We start from the raw sequence: 24,403 nt of genomic DNA, 5'->3' as shown, positions 1-24,403 counted from the left end.
TGTCGAGAGATTCTCGCCGGAAACCGAACCTGGCAACCGGGTTGGCCGAATCGGCTCCGCCGACCGCGCCCAGCCCCTACGCTCGATCAGCCGGCGACGGCGCCGGCCGCGGGGGCGACGGAGGTCATGATGAGACGTTTCCTGTTCGCAGTGGTGAGTGCCGTGGCCCTGATCGGGGCGATGATGGCCCCCGCGTCACCTGGGGCGGCCGCAGAGAAGGACCCGCCCGAGCAGTGGCGCAGCCTGTGGGTCGACGGCTTCAACCGGGGCATCTACACCCCCGCGCAGGTCGACGAGCTGGTCCAGGTCGCCGAAGACATGCACGTCAACGCGCTGATCGTGCAGACCGCGCGGCGCTGGGACTGTTTCTGCAACGACGCGCTCTATCCGCGTACGGATGCGGCCATCGCCCCCGCCCCCTACGACCCGCTGCAAGAGATCATCACCGAGGCGCACGCGGCCGGGATCGAGGTGCACGCCTGGGTCAACGTGAACACGATGTGGAACTCCGCGACCGCGCCGCGCTCGCCCGAGCACGCGTTCAACCAGCACGGCCCCACTGCGACCGGGGGCGAGCGGTGGCTGAACAAGAAGTACGACGGCACCGAACGCGTGGGCGCGAACGCCTACGCCGACCCGGGGCACCCCGGCGTGGTCGACTACATCGTCGAGGGTGTGCAGTCGATCGTGCAGAACTACGACGTCGACGGGATCAACCTCGACTACGTCCGCTACCCCGACGGCTCTTCGACGACCACCCACAGCGACTGGGGCTACAACGACGTCTCGGTCGCTCGTTTCCAGGCGGCCGCGGGACGTACGGACGTTCCCGCGCCTTCGGACGCTCAGTGGAGCCAGTGGCGCCGTGACCAGGTCACCGGTCTGGTCCGCAAGATCTATCTCGGGCTCTGGTCGGTGGACCCGAGCGCACGGCTCTCGATGGACGCGATCACCTACGGCAACGGCCCCGAGGCCGTGGGCGGCTGGACCAAGACCCGCACGTACGCCGAGGTCCTCCAGGACTGGAAGGGCTGGCTGTCCGAGGGGATCATGGACACCGCCGTGACCATGAACTACAAGCGTGACTGGATGCCGGCGCAGGCGACGATGTACGACGAGTGGTCGGAGTTCCTCGCCGACAACCAGGCCGGGCGGCAGGCGGTCAACGGCCCGGCGCTCTACCTGAACTCCGTGGCCGACTCGGTGGCGCAGGCCTGGCAGGCGGTCACGCCGAGCGCCGCGGGCAACCAGGGCGCCGGCTGGAGCGGGTACGCCTACGCCAACCCGAGCCGCGAGGCCTTGGCCGACCCGTCGAAACGGCCTGCCGAGCTGGCTGCGCTGACAGCTGCGCTCGCCGGGCCCGGAGGGCCCTTCGAGACTCCTGCGGCGGTGCCGGACATGCCCTGGAAGTCGGCCCCGACCGACGGGCACGTGACCGGCGTGGCCCGGCTCGCTGATGGCACGGTGCTCGACCAGACGGCCGTGACGCTGCGACCCCTCGACCACGCAGGACCGTCGCTGTCCGCCAAGGCCGACGGCTCGGGCTGGTTCGGCTTCGTGCACGTGCCGCCCGGGCTCTATCAGGTCCGCGTCGCGGTGCCCAAGGGCGCCGACCAGCGTCCCGTCGATGTCGTACGTGTCAGGGCTGGAGGGATCGCAACGGCCTCGTTCTCCTGAGCCGGGCACCGCCCCGACCACGGAGTCACCGTCTCGACGCTCTTCAAGGCGCTCAGCACCGACCGCAGCCTGCTCCCGAGCGTCATCGGCATCGACGGGCTCGGGGACAAGCCGCGGTCGGCGGCGGAGAGGTACGTGGCGGCCCAGCGCTAAGGGCCGCAGGGCTTTCCGTTGCAACCGCTCAAGGAGTAACCCTCGGGGGAGATGCCCTGGATCTGGAGCTTGTTCAGCTGATCCGTGGTGAGCTTCCCGGTCGGGATCAGCGCGACGGCCACGTTGTCCTCGGTGATGGTCGCGTCGAACCGCTGCTTGCCGACCCAGAACCAGGCGGACTCCAGCGTCTCGTTGCCGAGCGATCGCGTCACCCGGATCCCTTCTGCGGTCTCGGTCCATTCGGTGGTCGGCGGCTCAGGCGCCTCGCCATGAACCAGATTGCCGTCGGCGTCGTAGGCGCGGAAGCTCGCCGACTCGACGGCAACCTCGTGGTCGATCCATGCGACCGCCACGCCGTTGACGATAGTTGCCGGGATCTCCTCTCCGCTCGAGGTGAAGACCACTTCGGTGACGTTCAGCGCCTCCGGGAGAGGAAGCATGAACTCCGTGCTGTCGCCACTGCTTCCACGGGAGAAGTCCTCCCACGGCCCGGTCTCTGCGAAGGAGCCCCAGAACTCCGGCGTCCCGAAGGCCATGGTGAAGTCGGGCCCGGCAGTCGCGCTCCGCTGGGGGTCCGTCGCAGTCGAGCAAGTCACTGCGTAGTCGGTGCCCTTGAAGATCGCCCTAGCCGTCGCTCCACGCTTCTGGGCGAGGAACGGCCAGGTGCCTGCTGGGATCTGCTCGACGTCATCGGGGTCGATGAGGTTGTCCGCCTTGGGTACGAACTCCCGCTCGGCTTCGTAGTTGGCTCTCACATCGCTCCATGCCGTCTCGAGGCATCGCTCGCTCATACTGTCGAGTTCATCGGGCGTGAGGTTGGTCGGCTTGCCCGACCAGTCGACGGGAGTCTTCTGCTGGGACCCGTCCGACGTCGACGGTTCCGGGGTGGCGATGTTCGAGTCGATCAGTCGGTCAGGGATCGCGACGTACGCCATGATCCCGGCGAGCGAGAAGGCCGCGACGGCGGCGACCGCCTTCGACCCGCGACGGAGACGACGCATCCGGTCGCCCCGGCGCAGGATCTCGGCGGCAGGGACATCCAGGGTCTGGCGACTGCTGTTGCGCAGCGAGGTCTCGATGTCTTTCATGACAGCATCCCTTCGGGGTTGGTCAGCTGCAGCCGCAGAGTCTTGAGCGCGTGGTGGAGCGAGGCGGAGACGGTGCCGCGAGCGACGCCGAGCTCGTGGGCCGTCGTCTCGGCATCGAGGTCGAGGAAGTAGCGCAGCGCGACCACCTCGCGTTGACGCGGTGGCAGCCGGCGTACGGCCTCCAACAGGTCGTGGTCGGTGTCGTCGTCGGAGTCGTGGCGGGGGAGCTGTTCGGGAGTGTCGGGAACGGTCAGCTCGCGGCGGCGCTTGCGCCACCAGGAGATGTCGACGTTGATCGCGGTGCGGACCACCCACGCCGCCGGCGAGTTGGCCAGTCTGACCGTCGGCCAGCGTGACCAGGCGCGCGCGAAGGCCTCAGCGGTGGCTTCCTCGGCCCGGCCGGGATCCATGCCGGTGGCGATCGCCGCACGCAGGCAGCGGTCCTTGGCGCCGACGTAGAAGTCGGCGAATTCTTCTCGGCTCACGCCTGGATGACGCACAGCAGTCATTATCGGTTTAGGCGCGACCGAATTAATTGTTTGACGGTTCTGCCCGGTCTCGCCAGACTCACTCCCAAACAACTCTTGGGAAGTTCGGTGGACAAGGAGATCTCGCGGCTGCGGGCGGCTGGGCACCCGCTACGGCTCCGGATGACTGACCACCGACGCGGAGATGTGGGTCGACCCCGAGGTCTGGGAGCGGGTCCGCGACCTCGTCCAGGACGCATCCGACCTGCTCCACGACAACGCTCGCCCGCCGCGTACGGACGGCACGGTCCATGTCAGCCTCACGGCCGCCGCGTTCGTGATGGGTGATCCCGAGGGCGATCGGGAATGAGCATCAAGGAGAGCCTCTTCGTCCTGAAGGACCGCGACTTCGGCTGGTTCTTCGCCTCACGGTTCGTGAACATCGCCGGCACCTCGATGTCGCACATCGCGTTGGCCTTCGCGGTGCTGGAGGTCACCGACTCGGCGTCAGCGCTGGGTGCCGTCGTGGCGGCGCACACCATCCCGATGGTCATCTTCCTGCTGGTCGGAGGCGTGATCGCCGACCGGTTCCCGCGGCGGCTGGTGCTGCAGATCTCGAACCTGTCCTCGGCGCTCACCCAGGCTGTCGCCGCCGGGCTGATCATCACCGGCAACGCCGAGATCTGGATGCTGATCGTCCTCGAAGCGGTCAACGGCACCATGTCGGCGATGGCGTACCCGGCGATGCAGGGGATGGTGCCGCAGCTGGTCGCGAGGAAGGACCTGCAGCCGGCCAACCTGCTGCTGTCGATGTCGCGCGGCGCGCTGACGATCCTCGGGCCGTCGGTCGCGGCCGTCCTGGTCGTCGGGGTCGGCGCGGGCTGGGCGCTGGCGATCGACGCGCTGGCCTGGCTCCTCGCCGCGATCTTCCTGCTGCCGGTGCGGATACCGCACCGCGACAAGACCGGCCCGAAGACGTCGGCCGTCGCAGACCTGGTCGAGGGGTGGACGTACGTCCGTTCCACCACCTGGCTGTGGGTCGTCGTGCTCGCCTTCATGGTGATCAACACGATGTGGGCCGGCGGGATGCAGGTGCTGGGGCCGGTGTACGCCAAGTCGTCCTCCCTGGGCATCCAGGGCTGGGGTCTGGGCAGCTCGGCCCAGGCGATCGGGATCCTGGTCATGACGTTCGCGCTGATGCGGATGACCCTTCGGTATCCGCTGCGTGCCGGGATGCTCGGCGTCACGCTGATGGGACTTCCGTTCATCGCGCTCGGGCTGTGGCCGCAGACGGTGCCGTTCATCATCGTGATGGCCGTCGCCGGCGCCGGGATCGAGATCTTCGGGCTCGGCTGGAACCTGGCGATGATGGAGAACGTGCCCGAGGAGATGCAGTCGCGGGCGTGGTCGTACGACATGCTCGGGTCCTACATCGCGATGCCGATCGGACAGCTGATGTACGGGCCGCTGGGGGCGCTTTTCGGGGCGCAACCGGTGTTCCTGGCGAGCGGTGTGCTCTGCATCCTGATCTGTCTTGCCACGGTTGCGGTGCCCTCGGTGGCTAGGTTGCAACGCATCGAGCAACCTGCCACCGAGGGACGTACGCAAGAGCCGCTTCGAGACTGATCAGCCGCAGAGGAAGCGCTCGGAACCGTCGAGAACGGTCGATGCCTGATCCAGGAGGTCGCCGGTGTCGTTGCCGTCGAGGACCTGGTCCATCGGCCATTCCCCAGCCTGCTGGAGCACGTCCTCGGCGTGCGTCACGCGCTCTTGGTCTCCGGACTCGCGGGCGGCCCGCCATTCATCGCGCCAGACGCAGACCGCGCCACGCGCTAGGTCCAGCGCCAGGTGGTAGCGGTTCGGCTGGAGGCTGGTGATCCGGCCCTCGTCGTAGCTCTCCGGTAGAGGTACGCCGGTGAGCAGCTGCTCGATCGTTGCCGATCGCTCCTGGACGGTGAGATATCGGTCGGGCAGGGCGGAGTCGAACTCAGCATGGTCCGCCCAGCGCAGCTGGGTGAGGAGCTCCTCGAACTCCGCCTTCGACATGCCGGTGCCCTTGATCGCCTGGTAGTGGCCATCCCTGATCGGCAGCACGACCTGGAAGGCGTCCTCGGTCAGCGCGACCTCGCCGGTCTCGACATCGCGGTCACCGACGTCCTTCCCGCCGACGTAGCTCCAGTAGGTCGCCTCCTGGCCGAGAACCTCGATCGGAAGCTCGGTGATGCCGTCGGTGCCGGTGTTGAACGTCCCGCCGAAGGCGAGGGTCTCCTGGTAGGTCGACCTGTCTCCCCAGCTGATGTCGAGGCGCGGGGCGTGAGGCCCGCTGCCCGACGGCTCGTAGAGGATGGCACCGATGTGGGAAGCGTCGGTCACCGAGCCGTCGAACCTGGGCACGACCCACCCGGGTGCGTCGAGCACGAGCCGGTAGGCCTCGGCCGAACGCGGCACCCCGTCATAGGCGAAGCTCATCGCCGGCTCGAACGGGGTCTCGCCGGGGAGGAGCCGGGGCGCGAGGACGGCGCCGGTGACAGCGAGGGCGCCGGCGAGGCCGGCGGTGGCGAGACCACGGGCCCAACGGCGGCGGACGGTGGTGCGGCGGGCGGCTCCCGGACGCGGCGCGCGGGCGATCACTCGCCCTGCGCTGGGTGCGTCCTCGGCGCGCTCGGCGAGAGTGGTGCGGATCAGGTCATCGAGGTCGGTGCTCATCGTGTCTCCTCGGCAAGGGTGGTGGACATGAGGTCGGGGTGGGTGCGCAGCTTGGTGAGAGCGCGCATGGCGTTGCTGCGTACGGTGCCTGCGGAGATGCCGAGCGCCTCGGCGATGTCAGCGTCGGCAAGATCCTCGTAGTAGCGAAGGACCACGACGGCGCGCTGCCGCGGAGGCAGTGCGCCGATGCGCTGCCAGAGCAGGTGACGTACGCCGACTGCTTCTGTCTCGTCCTCGCCGGCTCGTTCCGGCAGGTCGGCGACGACGAGCTCGCTCGAGGCCCGTTTGCGGCGCCAGCTCAGGTGTTGGTTGAGCAGGATCTTGCGGGCGTACGCATGCGGGTCGGCGACGTAGGTCATCCTCGACCAGCGTCGGCACAAGCGTTCCAGGGTGTCCTGAACGAGGTCCTCGGCGCGGTGACCGTCACCCGTCAGCAGGTAGGCGAGCCGCAGCAGCGCGCCGCTGCGCGTCACCACGTACTCGTCGAAGTCTGTGTCCATGCTGTCCTCCGTCTGGGCCCTCGTGTCCGGGGCCTCTGCCTCTTCGATGCGGCGGCATGGCGTGGGTGTTGCGCTGACGATGCAACTGTGGCCTCTAGGCTGCAATGCGTCGAGCAACTTCTGCACCGAAGGAACGCCCGTATGAGTCTCAACACCACCGTCGTCGACGAGCTCTTCTCCCAGCGCTTCGAGGAGAACCTGACTCCGGGGCTGGTCTATGGCGTCGTACGCGGCTCCGAGCTGCTCCACTCCGGTGCGTTCGGAGCGACGACCGAGGGCGGTCCGGCGCCGACCGCGGAGAGCGCCTTTCGGATCGCGTCGATGTCGAAGTCGTTCACGGCGGCCGCGGTGCTTCTGCTGCGTGACCGTGGGCTGGTCGACCTGGACGAGGCGATCGCGCAGTACGTGCCCGAGCTCGTCGACCAGGCGCCCTACTCCGCCTACTCGCCGGCGGTGACGCTGCGGCTGCTGCTCTCGATGTCGGCCGGGCTGCCGACCGATGACCCGTGGGGAGACCGGCAGGAGTCGTTGTCCTACGACGCCTTCGGGACGTTCCTCGACGGGGGCTTCTCGACCGGACAGGAGCCCGGGGTCGGGTTCGAGTACTCCAACCTGGGCTATGCGCTGCTCGGGCGCGCGATCGAGAACGTCGTCGGTGGTTCGTCTCCGGAGGGAGCCAACCGGGACTTCATCGAGCACGAGCTGCTGGCGCCGTTGGGGATGACCTCCTCGGCCTACTCGCCCGATGCGGTGCCGAACCGGGTCCCCGGTCACGTACCGCCGCTGCACCCGGCCTGGGCAGGCGACCGGCTCGAGGGTCCGCGGACATGGGCCGCGATCCCGCCGGTGCCGTCCGGCTCGTTCGCGGCGATGGGTGGCCTGCACTCCTCGGTCGCCGACCTGGCGCGCTGGGTCGGCGGGTTCCTGGGCGCCTTCTCCTCGGCTGCCGACGCGCATCCGCTGTCGAAGGCGTCCCGACGGGAGATGCAGCAGCTGCACCGGTTCGGCTCGGTGTCTGCCTCGCTGGGGTTCTCCGGGTTCTCCGGCGCCGAGGCGGGTGTCGGGGCGGGTGTCGGGGCGGTCGCCACGGGCTACGGCTACGGCCTGATGGTCGACCACGACAGCCGGCTCGGGCAGTTCGTCCACCACTCCGGCGGCTACCCCGGTTACGGCTCGCGGATGGTCTGGCACCCGGCGACCGGGCTGGGCGTGATCACGCTGTCGAACAGCACGTACGCCGGGGCCTCCCCGACCTCGATGGCCGCGCTGCGCTCGCTGGTGTCGGACGACCTCGCCGGTGGTGGTCCGCACCGGTTCTCGACGGTGGTCAAGGGGCTGCGGCCGCGGCTCGACTCGGCGCTGGAGAGGGTGGTCGAGCGGCTGCGTACCTTCGATCCGGCCGGCGCCGAGGCCTTCGCGCTGCCGTCGTTGTTCGCCGACAACGTCGAGCTGGATGCGCCCGATGCCGCCCGGCGCGTCCAGATCACCCAGGCGCGGGCGAAGGTCGGGCTGCCGCTGGGCGGCGCGCCCTACGGCTACTTCTCCCGTGCCATGGGCGTCGCGCTGGCCGTGGTGCCGGCCGAGAAGGGCCGCTACGACATCGAGGTCATGCTCTCGCCGGAGGCCGAGCCGCGCATCCAGACCCTGCGTGTCAACGCCGTCCCCGACGCCCAGGAAGGTGTCCTCGCCGCCGCCCGTGCCGCCCTCGAGGAGGACTCCGCTGTTCTCGCCGCGATGCGGGCCTTCGGCGAGCCCGAGCTGATCACGACGCCCCTGTCCGGTGATGGTTCGTCGAAGGCCGACTTCGTCGTCGTCGCCGGTGCGACCTACTGGAAGATCGCGGTGGCCGAGACCGCCACCGTCACCGCCTTCCCCACCGCCGACCACCCCCGCCTCGCCTACCTCGCCTCCGCGCTCCGCGGCTGACCCCCCCGCGCCGAGACGTCACTTGCGTCGGCCGAGATGGCATTCCGTTGCCCGCTCGGCCGACGTAAGTGACGTCTCGGCCAGCGGGAGTGACGTCTCGACCTTGCTCCGTTCGAACAAATGTTCGATACTCATTGAGTGGGAGTGGTAGCGGGGATCGAACGACACCAGAAGCTGGCGCAGATCGAGCAGCTTCGGTCGAAGGTGCGACGGCTGGAGCAGAAGCCGGGCGTCGGCGCGGAGCTGGCCACGCACGAGGCGCTCGGCGGGGTGGTGCAGCTTCGGGCCGGTGGGACGTACGCGGCCGACTCGCTCTCGCTGGCGATGCTGCTGCTGGCCGGGCCGTCGGGGGCGGGGGAGTGGACCGCCGTCGTCGGGGTGGAGGACTTCGGTGCCGAGGCGGCGGCCGAGGCCGGGGTCGACCTGGAGCGGACCATCCTGGTGCCGCGGCCCAAGGACTCCTGGCTGGAGGCGACCGCGGCGCTGGTCGACGTGGTCACGCTGGTGCTGGTCCGGCCGACCGGTCGGGTGACCCCGGGCGTCGCCGAGAAGATCGGCGCCAGGCTGCGCACCCGCGGCGCCGCGCTGGTCGCGCTGGGGGAGTGGCCGAGAGCAGACGTACGCCTCCGGGCGACCGAGCCGCGCTGGGTCGGGCTGGGCAACGGCGACGGCCACCTCCGGGCGAGAAGGATGGTGGTCGAGGCGGTGCGCGGGACGGCTCCGCCGCGGCGTACGGCGCTCTGGTTCCCGGCTGAGGACGGCGGCATGCGGCGGGTCCTCGAACCGGTCAAGGGCATTGCTGAACTGCGCAAACAGGAGTCCGCATGAATCGCACGCTGGTGGTCTGGTGCGCCGACTGGCCGGTCGCCGCGGCGCTGAGCGAGCAGGGGCTGCCGCGGCATCTGCCGGCGGCGGTCTTCGCGCAGAACCGGGTCCAGGCCTGCAACCAGGCGGCACGGGAGTTCGGGGTCAAGCGCGGGATGCGGCGCCGGGACGCGCAGTCGCGCTGCCCCGAGGTGCAGGTGCTCGCCGCCGACGACGCCCGCGACGCGCGGGTGTTCGAGGAGGTGCTGGTGCGCCTGGAGGAGCTGCGCCCCGGCGTCATGCCGCTGCGTCCCGGACTGGTCGCGCTGCGCTCGCCGGCACGGTTCTACGGCGGCGAGGCCGAGGCCGGCGCCGAGATCGCCGAGTGCGTGGTCGGGCTCGGGATCTGGGACGTACGGATCGGCATCGCCGACGAGCTCTTCACCGCCGAGCAGGCCGCGCGCAGCGCCGGGCTGCAGGAGACGTACGCCGTCCCGGAAGACGGCGGCTCCACCGCGTTTCTTCGCGCGCTGCCGGTCCATGTCCTCGAGGACGCGGACGCGGTCAGCCTGCTGCAGCGACTCGGCCTGACCACGCTCGGCGGCCTCGCCGATCTGCCCGGCGCCGACGTCAAGGCGCGCTTCGGCGCGCAGGCGGCCTGGGTCCGCCGGGTGATCCACGGCGAGGGAGCGCGGCCGGTGACCGGGCGTATGCCACCGCCCGAGCTCACCACCGAGGTGGCCTTCGAGCCGCCGCTCGACTCCGCCGAGGCGGTCTGCTTCTCGGCCCGGCAGGCGGCGGAGGGTTTCGTGAAAGGCCTGGCGGCTCGACAGGAGGTCTGCACCGAGGTGCGGATCGAGGTCGGGATGGAGGACGTCTCGGACTCCGTACGCACCTGGGCGCATCCGCGATGGTTCTCCTCGGTCGATCTCATCGACCGGCTGCACTGGCAGCTGGCCGGGGTCGCGCGCAGGGGCGGGGGAGCGGTGACCGAGGTCCGGTTCGTCCCCGAGGTCGCCGTCTCCGAGGCGGTCCACGCCGACGGCCTCTGGGGCGGCACGAACGAGCGTGTCGATCGCGGCATCGCCCGGGTGCAGGGGCTGCTCGGTCACGAGGCCGTCGTCGCCCCGGTGCTCCAGGGGGGCCGGAGCCCGAGCGACCGGCAGGCGTACGTCCCCTGGGGTGATCGTCCCAGCACCCTCCGCGACCGTGGGCTGCCATGGCCGGGATCGATCCCGCCGCCGGCTCCGGCTCGGGTCCTGGCCGATCCGTGGCCGGCGGAGGTCTGCGACCAGGCCGGGCGACAGGTGCTGGTGCTCCCGCGCGGCGGCGTCTCCGCCGACCCTGCCCGCTACCGGCCCGCAGCCGGCCAACCTTGGCAGCGGATCGCCTCCTGGGCCGGTCCGTGGCCGGTCACCGAGGCGTGGTGGGAGCCCGGCGGCGGGCGGCGGGTCGCCCGTTTCCAGCTCGTCGGGGTCGACGGCCGCGCCTGGCTGGCCACCTTCGACACCGACCACTGGCTCACTGAAGCCAGCTATGACTGACGGGGCTTCGACCGATGGGCTGGAACAACCCCGAGATCCCGTGGAAGGAGCTGGAGCGACGGCTCTCGGGCCGTCCGCCCGCTGATCCCTACGGGGACGCACCGATCTCCCGGCGCAAGAAGCGGCTTCCTGAGGGGGAGGTGCGCGGGCCGGAGGGCCCGGTGGTGCCGTACGCCGAGCTCCACGCCCACTCCGACTTCTCCTTCCTCGACGGAGCGAGCTCGCCGTCGGCGCTGGTCGCCGAGGCGATCCGGCAGGGTCTGCACGGGATCGCGATCACCGACCACGACGGGTTCTATGGGGCTCCTGCCCTAGCGGAGGCGGTAAATGCGTACAGCGCCGAGGCGGCGCAGAAGCTCGCGCCGGGGCAGCGGTTGCTGACCGTCTACGGTGCCGAGCTGTCGTTGGGCCTGACCAAGCCGCAGAACGGGGTCGCCGACCCCGAGGGCAGCCACCTCCTGGTGCTGGCCAGGGGCGTCGACGGCTATCGGCAGCTGGCCGGCGCGATCACGGAGGCACAGCTGCGCGGCGACGAGAAGGGGCGGCCGACCTACGACCTCGATGAGCTCGCCGACCGGGCCCGTTCCGGCAGCTGGCTGATTCTGACGGGCTGCCGCAAGGGCGAGGTCCGCCAGGCTCTCACCAGCACCGGCCCGATCGCCGCGGCCCGGGCGCTGCGGGGCCTCATCGATCGCTTCGGGAAAGAGAACGTAGTCGTCGAGCTGACCGACCGCGGCCACCCGACCGACTCCTACGACAACGACATGCTCGCCGACATCGCCCGCGAGGCCGGTCTGCCCACGGTCGCCACCAACAACGTCCACTACGCCACGCCCGACCGGCACCGGGTGGCAGAAGCACTCGCGGCGGTCCGCGCGCGGCGCACCTTGAGCGACATCGCCGGCTGGCTCCCGGCGGGGCCTGCGGCGTACGTCAGGTCGGGGGAGGAGATGCAGCACCTCTTCCGGCGCTACCCGGGCGCGGTGGCACGCAGCGTCGAGATCGCCGAGGAGTGCGCCTTCGACCTGCGCAAGGCCACCCCGAAGCTGCCCAAGCGCGGGATCCCCGAGGGCGAGACCGCCGCGAGCTGGCTGCGCCACCTGACCGAGGAAGGTTTCGCGGAGCGCTATGCGGAGGCGTACGCCGCCGCCCCGAAGTTCGTCGCGAAGGCCCGCAAGCGTATGGAGCATGAGCTCGACGTCATTGAGCGCAAGGACTTCGCGGGCTACTTCGTGATCGTGCACGACATCGTGGCGTTCGCGCGGAAGGAGAAGATCCTCTGCCAGGGGCGGGGGAGCGCGGCCGCCTCTGCGGTCTGCTACGCGCTCGGGATCACCGCGATCGACCCCGTCTTCTACCGACTGCCCTTCGAGCGGTTCATCTCCGAGCATCGGGAGGAGGAGCCCGACATCGATGTCGACTTCGACTCCGACAAGCGGGAGAAGGTGATCCAGTGGGTCTACGACACCTACGGCCGCCGCAACGCCGCACAGGTCGCGAACATCGTCGGCTACCGGCCGAAGATGGCGGTCAGGGACGCGGCCAAGGCGCTCGGGCACAGCCCCGGTCAGCAGGACGCCTGGTCCAAGCACCTCGGCTACTCCCGCGTCGAGGCACCGGACGACGTCGGCATCCCCGCTCCGGTCCTGGCGCTGGCCGAGGAGATCCACGGAGCTCCGCGCCATCTCGGCATCCACTCCGGCGGCATGGTGCTGACCGAGGAGCCGATCGGCGAGGTGGTGCCCATCGAGCGCGCCCGCATGGAGAAGCGCACCGTGATCCAGTGGGACAAGGACGCCGCCGAATACATGGGGCTGGTGAAGTTCGACCTGCTCGGGCTCGGGATGCTGGCGGCGCTCGACCACATGATGCGGCTGGCTGCGGAGCACCTGGACGAGCAGTGGACCCTGGCGGCCATCCCGAAGGAGGAGCCGGCGGTCTACGACATGCTCTGCCGGGCCGACTCGATCGGGGTCTTCCAGGTCGAGTCGCGCGCGCAGATCGGCACGCTGCCGCGGCTGCAGCCGCGATGCTTCTACGACCTGGCCATCGAGATCGCGCTCATCAGGCCGGGGCCGGTGCAGGGTGGAGCGGTCCATCCCTACGTACGCCGGGCCACCGGTCGCGAGCCCGCCAGCTATGCCCACGAGCTGCTGATCCCGGTGCTGGAGCGCACCCGCGGGGTGCCGCTGTTCCAGGAGCAGCTCATGGAGATGGGCCGGGTGCTCGGCGACTTCTCGCACGACGATGCCGACCTGCTGCGTCGGGCGATGGGCTCCAAGCGCGGCGTCGAGCGCATCGACTCGCTCAAGGAGAAGCTCTACCGCGGCATGCGCGCCAAGGGGATGAGCGAGCAGACCGCCAAGGCGGTCTACACCCAGATCCTCTCCTTCGCGAACTTCGGCTTCGCCGAGTCCCATGCGCTGAGCTTCGCCAAGCTCGTCTACGCCTCGTCGTGGTTCAAGCTCCACTACCCGGCTGCCTTCCTGGCCGGCCTGCTCCGGGCCCAGCCGATGGGCTTCTACTCACCGCAGTCGCTGACCCAGGACGCCCGCCGCCACGGTGTGGACGTACGCCGCCCGGATCTGGTGCTCAGCCAAGCGACGGCCGGCTTGGAGCCCCTCGATCCCGAGACCGAGCCCGTCGAGGCCACCGGGCGGGCGGAGTGCCTGCTCGACGGAGAGCAGACCGAGTGGGTGCCCGGCACCCCCGACCCCACCCCGGAGCACCGGCGTGACGGGAACTTTGCGGTGCGGCTGGGGCTGGACTCCGTACGCGGCATCGGCAAGGACGTCGCCGAGCGGATCGTGAAGGCTCGCGAGGAGGCGCCGCTCAAGGACTCCCTCGATCTCTCCCGACGCGCCGGCCTGGAACGGGCCCAGCTCGAGGCGCTGGCGACCGCGGGATGTCTGGACGTGTTCACCGCGAGCCGTCGCCAGGCGCTGTGGCAGGCGGGCTGGACCGAGTCCGAGGACCAGCTCGAGGGGGTGCGGTTCACCGCCGAGACGCCTGAGCTGCCCGGCCTCGACCCGGTCGAGGAGACCCTCGCCGACCTCTGGGCGACCGGTGTGACCCCCGGCAGCCACCCCTTCGCCCACCTCCGGCCCGGTCTGACCGCGGCGGGGCTCCCGAAGATCAGCGATCTGCCCACCGCAGAGTCCGGCCGACGCATCACCGTCGCCGGCCTGGTCACCCACCGCCAGCGCCCCGGGACCGCGGGCGGGGTCACCTTCATCAACCTCGAGGACGAGACCGGGATGCTCAACGTCGTCTGCTCCGCCGGCCTGTGGAGGAAGCACCGCAAGATCGCGGTCTCCACCTCGGTGATGCTCATCCGCGGCATCCTCGAGCGCAACGACGGAGTCACCAACCTGGTCGCCGACCGCCTCGCCCCGCTCGAGGAGATCCACCCCGAGGCCGCCAAGGCCATCGCCTCCCGCCACCGCTCCCGCGACTTCCGCTGACCGCGGACCCCGCCGAGACGTCACTCCCGTCGGCCGAGACGTCACTCCCGTCGTGCGAGATGGCAGTCGGTGACCTCTCGCACGACGTACGCGACGCCTCGGCCGACGCGGGTGACGCCTCGGCGCTAGCCGGCCGCCTGGAACATCTCGAAGGTCGTACGCCGGCGCTGCTCGAAGCCGAGCCCCAGGTAGACCGAGATGGCGCTGGTGTTGGTGACCGAGGCGTGCATCAACGCCCGACAGCCGCGGGCGTGGATGTCGGCGGTGACGGCAAGGACCAGACGGCGGGCGAGCCCGCGGCGGCGGGCCTCGGGAGCGGTGCAGACGGCACTGATCTCGATCCACCCGTCCGGATGCATCCGCTGACCGGCCATCGCGACGAGGCGGCCCTCGTCGCGCAGCCCCAGATACGTACCCATCGTGTGGGTCGACTTCTCGAACGGTCCGGGCTCGGTGCGAGCGACGAGGTCGAGCATCTCGGGTACGTCGGCGGCCCCGAGCACGACCGCCTCGGGATCAGGCGCCGCGGCGACCCGTGGCGTCTCGACGAGCTGGACCCCTTCGCCACCTCCGAGGACCGACCAGCCGTCCCCGCAGACACCGCCGGCTCCGGTGATGAGCGCGGTGCCACCAGGTCCGACGGCCTCGGCCAGGTCGCGCCACGCCTGCGGCTCGCGCGGGTCGGAGACCGCGGCGAAGGGCGAGACGTCGGGCCGATAGCGGCGAGCGAGGCCGGTCCCCTCCGCGAGCCAGGCATGTGCCCCGGTCAATGACGACCACACCGGGTTGTCGAGGACATCGTCGAGAAGAAGATCGGGCTGAGAGACGGACACCCTGGGATTTTCCCATCATCGCACCAGGCACGGTTAACCATTATCGACAGGTGGCTCGATAATGGACAGGTGCCTTCCGCTCTGCCTCCCGGCGACCCCGCCCCCGCCGACGGGTCGCTGCCGGCCGACTCGCTGAGCACGCTGGGGGAGAAGGGGCTGGGCTTCTACGTCCACGTCCCGTTCTGCACGGTCCGGTGCGGCTACTGCGACTTCAACACCTACACCGCGACGGAGCTCGGCCCCGGCGTGAGCAGGCAGACGTACGCCGACCAGGCCATCGAGGAGATCAGGCTGGCGCGCCGGGTGCTGGGAGCCAGCGACAAGCAGGTCGACACCGTCTTCTTCGGCGGCGGCACCCCGACGCTCCTGCCGGCGGACGACCTGGTCAGCATGCTCGGTGCGATCAAGGACGAGTTCGGTCTCGCCGACGACGTCGAGGTGACGACCGAGGCCAACCCCGACTCCGTCGACCTGGACTACCTGCGGACCCTGCGCGCGGGCGGCTTCACCCGGCTCAGCTTCGGCATGCAGTCAGCGGTGCCGCAGGTGCTCGCAACCCTCGACCGCACCCACGACCCCGAGCGGGTCCCGCTGGTCGTGGAGTGGGCCCGCGAGGCCGGCTTCGAGCAGGTCTCCCTCGATCTCATCTACGGCACGCCCGGCGAGTCGGTCGCCGACTGGAAGACGAGCCTCGACTCCGCGCTGGCCAGCAACCCCGACCACATCTCGGCCTACTCCCTCATCGTCGAGGACGGCACGGCTCTGGCGCGCAGGGTCCGGAGAGGCGAGATCGAGATGCCCGACGAGGACGACCTCGCCGACAAGTACGAGCTGGCCGACGCCACCCTCCGAGCGCACGGCCTGACCTGGTACGAGGTCTCGAACTGGGCCACCGACGAGACCCAGCGCTGTCGTCACAACATGCTCTACTGGCAGGGCGGCGACTGGTGGGGTGTCGGTCCCGGCGCGCACAGCCACGTCGGCGGCACGCGGTGGTGGAACGTCAAGCACCCCAAGGCGTACGCCGATCGCATCACCAGCGGGCAGAGCCCGGCCCACGCCCGCGAGATCCTGGCGGAGGAGGACCGGCGCGTCGAGCGCGTCCTCCTCGAGCTCCGCCTCGCCGACGGGCTGTCCACTCACGCCCTCGACGACGATGGCCGTGCGGCCCTGCCCGATCAGGTACGCCGCGGCCTGGTCACCGTCTCCGACGACACGATCGTCCTCACCGAGACCGGCAGGCTCCTGGCCGACGCGGTGGTCCGGGACCTGCTCCCCTGAGCCCGGGGCATCGGTCCTGATCAGAGGATCAGGGGAGATCCTGATTGGTAAACACCGTCGGACAGGGCATGGTGGAGCTATGGCAACCACAACTCTTTCCCGCCCCTCCAACAACAAATGGATCGCCGGCGTCTGCGGCGGTCTCGGCGAGCGGTTCGGCATCAACGCCAACCTGATCCGGCTGGCCTTCGTCCTCTCCTGCCTGCTGCCCGGACCGCAGGTCGTCGTCTACCTCGTGCTGTGGATCATCATGCCGAAGAAGTCGTCCTACTGATCGCTGCACCACATCACTGCTCGATCACTGCTCGGCCGTCACGAAGTCGATCAGCTCCTCGACCCGACCGAGCAGGTCGGGCTCGAGGTCGCCGAACGTGTTCACGCGCCCCAGGATGTGTTTCCACGCCCGGGCGATGTCGGCCTGGTCGCGGTGGGGCCAGCCCAGGTGCTGGCAGATGCCCTTCTTCCACTCGATCGAGCGGGGCACGTTCGGCCAGGCCTCCAGCCCGACCCGGTCCGGCTTGACCGCCTGCCACACGTCGATGAACGGGTGACCGACGATGAGCACGTGCTGACCGACCTTGGAGCGCCGGATCGACTCCGCGATCCGAGCCTCCTTCGAACCTTTGACCAGGTGGTCGACGAGCACACCGACCCGGCGCGACGGCCCCGGACGGAAGTCGACCAGATGGTCGGCGAGGTCGTCGACGCCGCCCAGATACTCGACGACGACACCCTCGATCCGCAGGTCGTCGCCCCAGATCTTCTCGACCAGCTCGGCGTCGTGGCGGCCCTCGACGAAGATCCGCGACTCACGCGCGACCCGCGCCTTGACGTCGTCGACGGCGACCGAACCCGAGGCCGTCCGGGTTGGCTTCGAGGGCGCAACCCGGGTCACCGGGGGAGTGAGGATGACCGGCTTGCCCTCGAGCCAGAAGCCCGGGCCGAGCGGGAACGTACGCCGCTTGCCGCGCCGGTCCTCCAGGGTCAGCGTGTGCAGGTCGCGGTCGATCTGCACGATCTCGCCGACGAAGTCGGTCTCGACCTCCTCCACCACCGCGCCCAGCTCTGCGGGGGTCTCGACGGCACGCCCATGCTTGGGCTTGCGCCAGTCACCGGACAGGACGTCGGAGCCGTAGCGATCGCTCATCCGGAGAATGCTACTGAGATCAGCAGCGAGAACCGGCCAGCACTCGCCCGAGCTGCTCGAGAACATCGTCCGCCGTGACCGCGGCCTCCGGGAACCGGAACGTCGCGTGGTGGCCGCCGTCGAGGGTGATCCAGGAGACCTCGACGCTCTCGGCGGTGAGGTGAGAGAGGCGTACGCCCACGATGTGGCGAGGCCGCAGCCCGAGCCGCGCCGAGAGCGTGTGGCACAGGTCTGCCTGGTGCTCTTCGTTGGCGTGGGCCGTGATGCGGGTCAGCACCTCGTTGGCGATCATGGACCCTCCAGTGGGGCGGAAGCGATGAAGCGGGATCTCTAAGGTCAGCCTAACCTAAGGCTGTCTCGATGACGAGAGACGTGTCTCGTTCCACAGGGCGGACGACCACCGCGAACTGGTTCCCTGCCGATGAACCGGTAGGATTGGCACTCGCGCGGAATGAGTGCCAGGCAGCCAGGGCGATAGGAGTGCAGATGCAGAACGAACGCAGGCTCTCCGTCCTCCGAGCGATCGTCGAGGACTACGTGAAGACCGAGGAGCCGGTCGGCTCCAAGGCGCTCGTGGAGCGTCACGGCCTGGGTGTCTCGCCGGCAACCGTGCGCAACGACATGGCCGCGCTGGAGGAGGAGGGCTACATCACCGCCCCCCACACCAGCGCCGGCCGGGTGCCGACCGACAAGGGCTACCGGCTCTTCGTCGACCGGCTGACCACGGTCAAGCCGATGACCGCGGCCGAGAAGCGGGCGATCGCTGGCTTCCTCGAAGGCGCCGTCGACCTCGACGACGTCGTGAGTCGCTCGACCCGGCTGCTCTCCCAGCTGACCCGCCAGGTCGCGGTGGTGCAGTACCCGACCCTGAGCCGCTCGACCGTACGCCACGTCGAGCTGGTCGCGCTGGCTCCGACCCGCCTCCTCCTCGTGCTCATCCTCAGCACCGGTCGCGTCGAGCAGCGCCTGCTCGAGGTGACCGAGGAGGTCTCCGAGGAGACCCTGGCGAGCCTGCGTACGCAGATCAACACCGCGGTCGACGGCGTCGTCATCGCCGAGGCGGGTGAGGCGTTGCGCAGCATCGCCCGCCCCGCAGGCCAGCCCGCCGACGCCCCGCACGACACCCTCGCCGCCGCGGTGGCGGAGGCTCTGATCGAGGCGATGAACGACCACCGCTCCGACGAGCGGATCTCCATCGGTGGCACCAGCAACCTGGCCCGCTTCGGCGACAGCTTCGACACCGCGGTGCGCCCGCTCCTGGAGGCCCTCGAGGAGCACGTCGTGCTGCTCAAGCTGATGGGTGAGGCGACCGCGGGCGGACTGGTCACGGTGCGGATCGGTGCCGAGGGCCCCTATCAGGAGCTGTCGCAGACCAGCGTGGTCGCGACCGGATACGGACCGGGCGACGAGGCGCTGGCCACGCTCGGCGTGGTCGGCCCGACCCGGATGGACTACCCCGGATCCATGGCTGCGGTGCGCGCGGTGGCGCGCTACCTCTCCCGGATCCTGGACGAGGCCTGAGCAACAGACTCGATTCAAGGAAGATCAGCGAACTTCGATGGCAGGAAGACCGACGTTGGACCCCTATGAGCTCCTCGGTGTCGACAAGGACGCCGACGACGCAACGATCAAGAAGGCGTACCGGAAGCTGGCGCGCCAGTACCACCCGGACGTCAACCCCGACGCCGAGTCGCAGGAGAAGTTCAAGGAGATCTCCCACGCCTACGAGGTCTTGAGCGACCCGCAGAAGCGGGCTGCGTACGACCGGGGCGGCGACCCGTTCGCTGGCGGTTTCGGCGCGCAGGGCGCGGGCTTCTCGTTCACCGACATCATGGACGCGTTCTTCGGCGGCGCCGGAGCCGGTGGTGCGGGCGCCGGGCGCGGCCCGCGTCCGCGCGTACGCCGCGGCCAGGACGCCCTCATCCGTCTCGACATCGACCTCGCCGAGGCGGCGTTCGGCGTCACCCGCGACCTCAAGGTCGACACGGCGGTCGTCTGTGACGCCTGTGGCGGCGAGGGGGCCGCGGAAGGCTCCCACCCGATCCCGTGCGAGACCTGCCGCGGCCAGGGCGAGGTCGCGGTCGTGCAGCGCTCCTTCCTGGGCGAGATCCGTACGCTGCGCCCGTGCTCGGCCTGCAACGGCTTCGGCACCGTCATCCCCGACCCGTGCCGCGACTGCAGCGGCGAGGGCCGGGTCCGCTCCCACCGCACCCTGACCGTCAAGATCCCGCCGGGCGTCGACGACGGCACCCGGGTGCAGCTCGCCGAGCAGGGTGAGGTCGGCCCCGGCGGCGGCCCCGCCGGCGACCTCTACGTCGAGATCCACGTCGCCAAGCACGCCACCTTCACGCGGCGAGGCAACGACCTGCACTGCATCGCGAAGGTCCCGATGACCGCGGCCGCGCTCGGCACCACGCTCAACCTGCCGACGCTGGAGGCCGACCTGGTCGGCGAGGTCGCCGACCAGATGGACCCCGACGACGTCTCGATCCAGATCGACCTCAAGCCCGGCACCCAGTCCGGCACCGACCACGTCCTGCGTGGCCGCGGTGTCCCCGGGCTGCGCGGCGGTCGCGGCGACCTGATCGTGACCGTCAACGTGGAGACCCCCACCAAGCTCGACCTCGAGCAGGAGGCGCTGCTGCGCCAGCTCGCCGAGATGCGCGGTGAGGAGTCCGTCCAGGGCCAGCTCAAGGCGTCCCACAAGGGCGGCGTCTTCTCCTGGTTCAAGGACACCCTCAACGGGCACTGATCCGCCATGACGCTTCCTGTTCACCTCGTCGAGTCGCTCGCCGGCACCCGTGTCGGCGACGCCGTCGAGGTGGGCGGCGACGAGGGACATCACGCCGTCGTCGTGCGCCGTCTCCGGGTCGGTGAGGAGGTCGTGCTCACCGACGGCGCCGGCGAGGGCGTCACGGGCACGATCACGGCGACCACCAAGAAGTCGATGACCGTACGCGTCGACGAGATCGTCCTCGGCGACGCCCCGCCCGAGCCTGCGCTGACGGTGGTCCAGGCGCTTCCCAAGGGTGATCGCGGCGAGCTCGCTGTCGAGATGCTCACCGAGATCGGCGCCGCCCGCATCGTCCCGTGGGCGGCGGCCCGCTCGGTCGCGGTCTGGAAGGGCGAGCGTGCGGTCAAGTCGCTCGCCCGCTGGCGCGCCACCGCCCGCGAGGCGGCCAAGCAGTCGCGCCGCCTGTGGCACCCCGAGGTCGAGCAGATGGCCACCACCGACGCCGTCGTGACCATGATCGAGGAGGCCGACGCCGCCGTCGTGCTCCACGAGGAGGGCACCCTCCCGCTCGGCGCCGTGCCCGTCGTCGACGCAGGCACCATCCTCGTCGTGGTCGGACCCGAGGGCGGCCTGACGGAGGACGAGATCGCCCTCTTCGAGAAGGCCGGCGCCACCACGATCCGCCTAGGCGACGAGGTCCTCCGCACCTCGACGGCAGGCGTAGCAGCCAGTGCCGCCCTGCTCGCCCGCACCCGCCGCTGGGCCTGACCACGCCGAGACGTCACTTCTTGACGCCGAGACGTCACTTTCTGAAGACGAGATCGCAGGAATTGACGTCTCGCGCTCGTTTTTCGACCTCTCGGTGTCAGATTCCGACCTCTGGCGATCAGAAAGTGACTGCTCGGCGTGGGGGGTTTCAGGTTCGGGGGTGGCGGGTGAACATGGAGGCATGAGGAGCACACGTACGCGTCCGGCTGGCTGCATCATCGCTCTTGCGCTCTGCGGCGTACTCGCCAGCGGTTGCGGGGACGGGAACGCCGTCGCCGAGGACCCGGAGGTCTCGGCCCAGCCGTCGGAGAAGCCGTCGGCGCTGCCGCGTACCTCCGCGCTGATCACACTGTCGGCTCCGGCCGAAGGTGCGGCGGTCTCGGAGAGCTTCGAGGCCTCCGGCAAGGCCAACTCACCTGAGGCGAACGTGCCGTGGGAGGTCCGGGACGGCTCCGGGGAGACGGTCCTCGAAGGGGCCGTGACCGCCGAGGGCTGGATGGACAAGCTCTATCCGTGGAAGACGACGATCGACGTCTCCGAGCTCGAGCCCGGGACGTACCTCTTCATCGCCCGCACCGACGACACCTCCGACGGCGAGGGGAAGCCTGCGGAGGAGGTCGGCGCGAGGATCACTGTCGAGTAGGACATCATCGCTACCGTGATCCTCACCGAACGGCAGCTCAACCGGACTCTCCTGCTGCGCCAGCACCTGCTGTCGCGGGCCTCGCTCACCCCGGCCGAGATGATCGAGCATCTTGTCGGCCTGCAGGCGCAGGAGTCGCTGCCGCCGTTCCTCGGGCTGGCCGCGCGGCTGGAGTCGTTCGACCCCTACGCGCTCAGCGCACAGCTCGAGTCGAGCGCGCTGGTCCGGCTCTCCTCGCTGCGCTCGACGATCCACATGCACACCGCTGCCGATGCGGCGCTGATCAGGGCATGGACCCAGCCGGTCCACGACTTCTACACCCAGCGGGTCGAGATCGTCCGCCCCGCGGCGCAGCTCGAGGGATTCGTGGAGGCGGTCGAGGACGTACTCGCCCTGGGTGCGCTGCCCAACGCGGCCCTCGAGGCCGGTCTGGTCGAGCACTTCCCCGGCATCCCGGCCAAGGCGCTGGGCCTGCGCGCGCGCAACGAGCTGCCACTGGTCCAGCTGCCGCCGCGAGGCCTCTGGAAGGGCTCGGGCGGGCTCGTCTACGACCTGCTGCCGCGCTGGACGGGTGTGTCACCGGTCGTCGCCGACGACGTCGTCCAGGACCTGGCGCCGCAGATCGTACGCCGCTACCTGCTCGCCTACGGGCCGGCGAGCGCCGCGGACATCACCACCTGGTCGTCGTTGACGCGGCTCGGCCCGGTGATCAAGCGGATCGACGGACTGGTGACCTACCGCGACGAGGCCGGAAAGATCCTCTACGACGTCCCGGACGCGCCGCTCGCCACCGGTGACGAGCATGCACCCGTCCGGTTGCTGGGAAGGTTCGACAACCTCTGGCTCTCCCACGCCAACCGGGAGCGGATCACGGCGAAGGGGACCCGCAAGGAGTGGGGGATCGGAGGCGGTGGCGCGGTCATGATCGCGGGCGGTCACCTCGTCGGTCTCTGGAAGCAGGTCGACGGCAAGGTCGAGGTCGTCAAGCTGCTCCGCGACCTCACCCCCGACGAGCGGGACGAGCTCGCCGAGGAGACCGTACGCGTCGAGTCGCTGCTCGCGAGCTGACGCAGGAACTATCCAGTAGGAGCCGGGCGGAGTGCCCGCGTAGCATGGAGGCATCAGCCTCGTGACGAGAAAGGGCCCGCTCCGGGCATCCATGACCGACCGACACCCAAGTCCGCTTCCGACCGACGCCCCCGAACCGGGGGTCAACGCGACCACCAAACACACCGTGGTCGTCCCGAACAGCGTCGACATGGTGACCGTCCTCGGCCCGGCCGATGAGCACCTCGGGATCATCGAGGCTCACTTCGACGCCGACGTGCACGTGCGCGGCAACCGGATCACCCTCCACGGCGCCCCCAGCGAGATCGCGATGATCGAGCGGGTTCTGGAGGAGCTGGTCCAGATCATCCGCACCGGCCAGGGCGTCAGTGGGGAGACCGTGGAGCGGGTGATCGGCATGCTCCGGGCCGACACCACCGAGAAGCCGGCCGACGTGCTGAGCCTCAACATCCTCTCCAACCGTGGCCGGAGCATCCGCCCCAAGACGCTCAACCAGAAGCGCTACGTCGACGCGATCGACAAGCACACGATCACCTTCGGCATCGGCCCGGCCGGCACCGGCAAGACCTATCTGGCGGTCGCCAAGGCGGTCCAGGCGCTGCAGACCAAGCAGGTCAACCGGATCATCCTGAGCCGGCCCGCGGTCGAGGCCGGTGAGAAGCTCGGCTTCCTGCCCGGCACGCTGACGGAGAAGATCGACCCCTATCTGCGCCCGCTCTACGACGCGCTGCACGACATGATGGACCCGGAGATGATCCCCAAGCTGATGGCGTCGGGGACGATCGAGGTCGCTCCGCTCGCCTTCCTCCGCGGCCGGAGCCTCAACGACTCCTTCATCATCCTCGACGAGGCGCAGAACACCACGCCCGAGCAGATGAAGATGTTCCTGACCCGGCTCGGGTTCGGCTCCAAGATCGTGGTCACCGGCGACGTCACCCAGACCGACCTCCCCAACGGGCAGAAGTCCGGGCTCCGGGTCGTGGAGGGCATCCTCGACGACGTCAAGGACATCAGCTTCAACAACCTGACCAGCCACGACGTCGTCCGCCACCGACTGGTCGCCAAGATCGTCGCGGCCTACGAGGAGCACGACGTGCAGAGCCAGGGACGGGCCTCCGGAGAGGGCAGATGAGCACGGAGATCATCAACGAGTCCGAGCAGGAGATCGACGTCGAGCACGTCGCCAAGCTCGCTCGCTTCCTGCTCGAGCAGCTGCGGGTGCACCCGCAGGCCGACCTGCGGATCAAGTTCGGCGACGAGGCCACGATCACCGAGCTCAACGAGCGCTACTTCGACACCGAGGGCCCGACCGACGTGCTCTCCTTCCCCGGTGACGAGCTCCTTCCCGGCCGGCTCGACGAGGAGCCGGAGGAGGGCGACCTGGGCGATATCATCATCGCCCCGACGATCGCCGCCAAGCAGGGCGAGGCAGCCGGCCACGGCACCGTGGCGGAGATCGAGCTGCTGACCACCCACGGCATCCTCCACCTGCTCGGCTACGACCACGTGGACCCCAACGAGCACGCCGAGATGTTCGGCCTGCAGGCCAAGCTGCTCGAGGCCTGGGGCTCCTCGGCCAGACCACCCGAGTAATAGGAGC

23 protein-coding genes are annotated in these 24,403 nt (G+C 69.9%); 16 read left to right on the top strand and 7 right to left on the bottom strand.

Annotation, left to right across the window (positions count from 1 at the left end; genetic code table 11):
- The first annotated feature begins 129 nt into the window (after nt 1-129).
- Nucleotides 130-1,677, top strand: coding sequence for a family 10 glycosylhydrolase (locus BJ988_RS16675; RefSeq protein ID WP_179658994.1), 1,548 nt, complete (start codon nt 130-132; stop codon nt 1,675-1,677).
- Between the two features lie 149 nt (nt 1,678-1,826).
- Here the strand turns inward: BJ988_RS16675 and BJ988_RS16670 are convergent, their stop codons facing one another.
- On the bottom strand, nt 1,827-2,918 hold the full coding sequence (locus BJ988_RS16670) for a hypothetical protein (protein ID WP_179658992.1): 1,092 nt from the start codon (nt 2,916-2,918) through the stop codon (nt 1,827-1,829).
- Nucleotides 2,915-3,403: a sigma-70 family RNA polymerase sigma factor gene (locus tag BJ988_RS16665; protein WP_218860924.1), complete on the bottom strand. Its 489-nt coding sequence runs from the start codon at nt 3,401-3,403 to the stop codon at nt 2,915-2,917. Before BJ988_RS16665 ends, BJ988_RS16670 begins: the two co-directional genes overlap by 4 nt.
- Nucleotides 3,404-3,590: 187 nt before the next feature.
- Between BJ988_RS16665 and BJ988_RS16660 the strand changes: the two genes are divergently transcribed.
- Together BJ988_RS16660 and BJ988_RS16655 are read left to right on the top strand one after the other, a co-directional pair.
- Nucleotides 3,591-3,755, top strand: a complete 165-nt coding sequence (locus BJ988_RS16660; protein ID WP_179658989.1) for a hypothetical protein — start codon at nt 3,591-3,593, stop codon at nt 3,753-3,755.
- Nucleotides 3,752-5,011: an MFS transporter gene (locus BJ988_RS16655; protein ID WP_179658987.1), complete on the top strand. Its 1,260-nt coding sequence runs from the start codon at nt 3,752-3,754 to the stop codon at nt 5,009-5,011. Before BJ988_RS16660 ends, BJ988_RS16655 begins: the two co-directional genes overlap by 4 nt.
- Here the strand turns inward: BJ988_RS16655 and BJ988_RS16650 are convergent, their stop codons facing one another.
- Together BJ988_RS16650 and BJ988_RS16645 are read right to left on the bottom strand one after the other, a co-directional pair.
- Entirely contained in the window at nt 5,012-6,091 is a 1,080-nt protein-coding gene (locus tag BJ988_RS16650) for a hypothetical protein (RefSeq protein ID WP_179658986.1), read from the bottom strand.
- A complete protein-coding gene (locus BJ988_RS16645) occupies nt 6,088-6,591 on the bottom strand; it encodes a SigE family RNA polymerase sigma factor (RefSeq protein WP_179658985.1) in 504 nt (167 codons plus the stop codon). Before BJ988_RS16645 ends, BJ988_RS16650 begins: the two co-directional genes overlap by 4 nt.
- A 141-nt stretch (nt 6,592-6,732) precedes the next feature.
- Here BJ988_RS16645 and BJ988_RS16640 point away from each other — a divergent pair, with 141 nt between their 5' ends.
- From BJ988_RS16640 to BJ988_RS16625, 4 genes are all read left to right on the top strand, one after another.
- Nucleotides 6,733-8,517 (top strand): serine hydrolase domain-containing protein, encoded by a 1,785-nt coding sequence (locus BJ988_RS16640; protein WP_179658984.1) that lies wholly within the window; start codon nt 6,733-6,735, stop codon nt 8,515-8,517.
- A 138-nt stretch (nt 8,518-8,655) separates the two neighbouring features.
- Nucleotides 8,656-9,345 carry a hypothetical protein gene (locus BJ988_RS16635; protein WP_343051656.1) on the top strand — a complete coding sequence of 230 codons (690 nt, stop codon included), beginning with the start codon at nt 8,656-8,658 and terminating at the stop codon, nt 9,343-9,345.
- Nucleotides 9,342-10,865 (top strand): DNA polymerase Y family protein, encoded by a 1,524-nt coding sequence (locus BJ988_RS16630; protein WP_179658983.1) that lies wholly within the window; start codon nt 9,342-9,344, stop codon nt 10,863-10,865. The genes BJ988_RS16635 and BJ988_RS16630 overlap by 4 nt, the downstream gene beginning before the upstream one ends.
- 14 nt (nt 10,866-10,879) lie before the next feature.
- A complete protein-coding gene (locus tag BJ988_RS16625) occupies nt 10,880-14,329 on the top strand; it encodes an error-prone DNA polymerase (protein WP_179658981.1) in 3,450 nt (1,149 codons plus the stop codon).
- Nucleotides 14,330-14,454: 125 nt separating this feature from the next.
- Here the strand turns inward: BJ988_RS16625 and BJ988_RS31390 are convergent, their stop codons facing one another.
- Complete coding sequence (locus tag BJ988_RS31390; RefSeq protein WP_179658979.1) at nt 14,455-15,162, bottom strand: GNAT family N-acetyltransferase; 708 nt, start codon at nt 15,160-15,162, stop codon at nt 14,455-14,457.
- 69 nt (nt 15,163-15,231) lie between these two features.
- On the opposite strand from BJ988_RS31390, the gene hemW reads away from it, so the two are divergent.
- Together hemW and BJ988_RS16610 are read left to right on the top strand one after the other, a co-directional pair.
- Nucleotides 15,232-16,443, top strand: a complete 1,212-nt coding sequence (hemW, locus tag BJ988_RS16615; protein ID WP_179658978.1) for a radical SAM family heme chaperone HemW — start codon at nt 15,232-15,234, stop codon at nt 16,441-16,443.
- A 79-nt stretch (nt 16,444-16,522) separates the two neighbouring features.
- Nucleotides 16,523-16,717, top strand: coding sequence for a PspC domain-containing protein (locus tag BJ988_RS16610; RefSeq protein ID WP_179658976.1), 195 nt, complete (start codon nt 16,523-16,525; stop codon nt 16,715-16,717).
- A 24-nt stretch (nt 16,718-16,741) separates the two neighbouring features.
- Here the strand turns inward: BJ988_RS16610 and BJ988_RS16605 are convergent, their stop codons facing one another.
- Nucleotides 16,742-17,590 (bottom strand): DUF3097 domain-containing protein, encoded by an 849-nt coding sequence (locus BJ988_RS16605; RefSeq protein WP_179658975.1) that lies wholly within the window; start codon nt 17,588-17,590, stop codon nt 16,742-16,744.
- 19 nt (nt 17,591-17,609) lie between these two features.
- Nucleotides 17,610-17,882 carry a hypothetical protein gene (locus BJ988_RS16600; RefSeq protein WP_179658974.1) on the bottom strand — a complete coding sequence of 91 codons (273 nt, stop codon included), beginning with the start codon at nt 17,880-17,882 and terminating at the stop codon, nt 17,610-17,612.
- Between the two features lie 194 nt (nt 17,883-18,076).
- Here BJ988_RS16600 and hrcA point away from each other — a divergent pair, with 194 nt between their 5' ends.
- The 7 genes from hrcA to ybeY all read left to right on the top strand — a co-directional run bounded on the left by hrcA (nt 18,077) and on the right by ybeY (nt 24,396).
- The gene (hrcA, locus tag BJ988_RS16595; RefSeq protein WP_179658973.1) at nt 18,077-19,111 is read left to right on the top strand and encodes a heat-inducible transcriptional repressor HrcA; all 1,035 of its coding nucleotides are present in this window, start codon (nt 18,077-18,079) and stop codon (nt 19,109-19,111) included.
- Nucleotides 19,112-19,148: 37 nt separating this feature from the next.
- Nucleotides 19,149-20,342, top strand: a complete 1,194-nt coding sequence (gene dnaJ, locus BJ988_RS16590) for a molecular chaperone DnaJ (RefSeq protein ID WP_179658972.1) — start codon at nt 19,149-19,151, stop codon at nt 20,340-20,342.
- A gap of 6 nt (nt 20,343-20,348) precedes the next feature.
- Nucleotides 20,349-21,092: a 16S rRNA (uracil(1498)-N(3))-methyltransferase gene (locus BJ988_RS16585; protein ID WP_179658971.1), complete on the top strand. Its 744-nt coding sequence runs from the start codon at nt 20,349-20,351 to the stop codon at nt 21,090-21,092.
- Between the two features lie 181 nt (nt 21,093-21,273).
- Complete coding sequence (locus BJ988_RS16580) at nt 21,274-21,735, top strand: Gmad2 immunoglobulin-like domain-containing protein (protein WP_179658970.1); 462 nt, start codon at nt 21,274-21,276, stop codon at nt 21,733-21,735.
- A 15-nt stretch (nt 21,736-21,750) separates the two neighbouring features.
- A complete protein-coding gene (locus BJ988_RS16575; RefSeq protein ID WP_179658969.1) occupies nt 21,751-22,803 on the top strand; it encodes a DNA glycosylase AlkZ-like family protein in 1,053 nt (350 codons plus the stop codon).
- 91 nt (nt 22,804-22,894) lie between these two features.
- Entirely contained in the window at nt 22,895-23,935 is a 1,041-nt protein-coding gene (locus BJ988_RS16570) for a PhoH family protein (RefSeq protein ID WP_179658968.1), read from the top strand.
- Nucleotides 23,932-24,396 carry an rRNA maturation RNase YbeY gene (gene ybeY / locus BJ988_RS16565; RefSeq protein WP_179658967.1) on the top strand — a complete coding sequence of 155 codons (465 nt, stop codon included), beginning with the start codon at nt 23,932-23,934 and terminating at the stop codon, nt 24,394-24,396. The genes BJ988_RS16570 and ybeY overlap by 4 nt, the downstream gene beginning before the upstream one ends.
- Nucleotides 24,397-24,403: the final 7 nt, after the last annotated feature.

The organism is Nocardioides panzhihuensis, from assembly GCF_013408335.1.
GTDB classification, from domain to species: Bacteria; Actinomycetota; Actinomycetes; order Propionibacteriales; family Nocardioidaceae; genus Nocardioides; species Nocardioides panzhihuensis.
The sequence above is the reverse complement of the archived record's forward strand: the minus strand, read 5'-3'. Positions and strand labels throughout refer to the sequence as shown.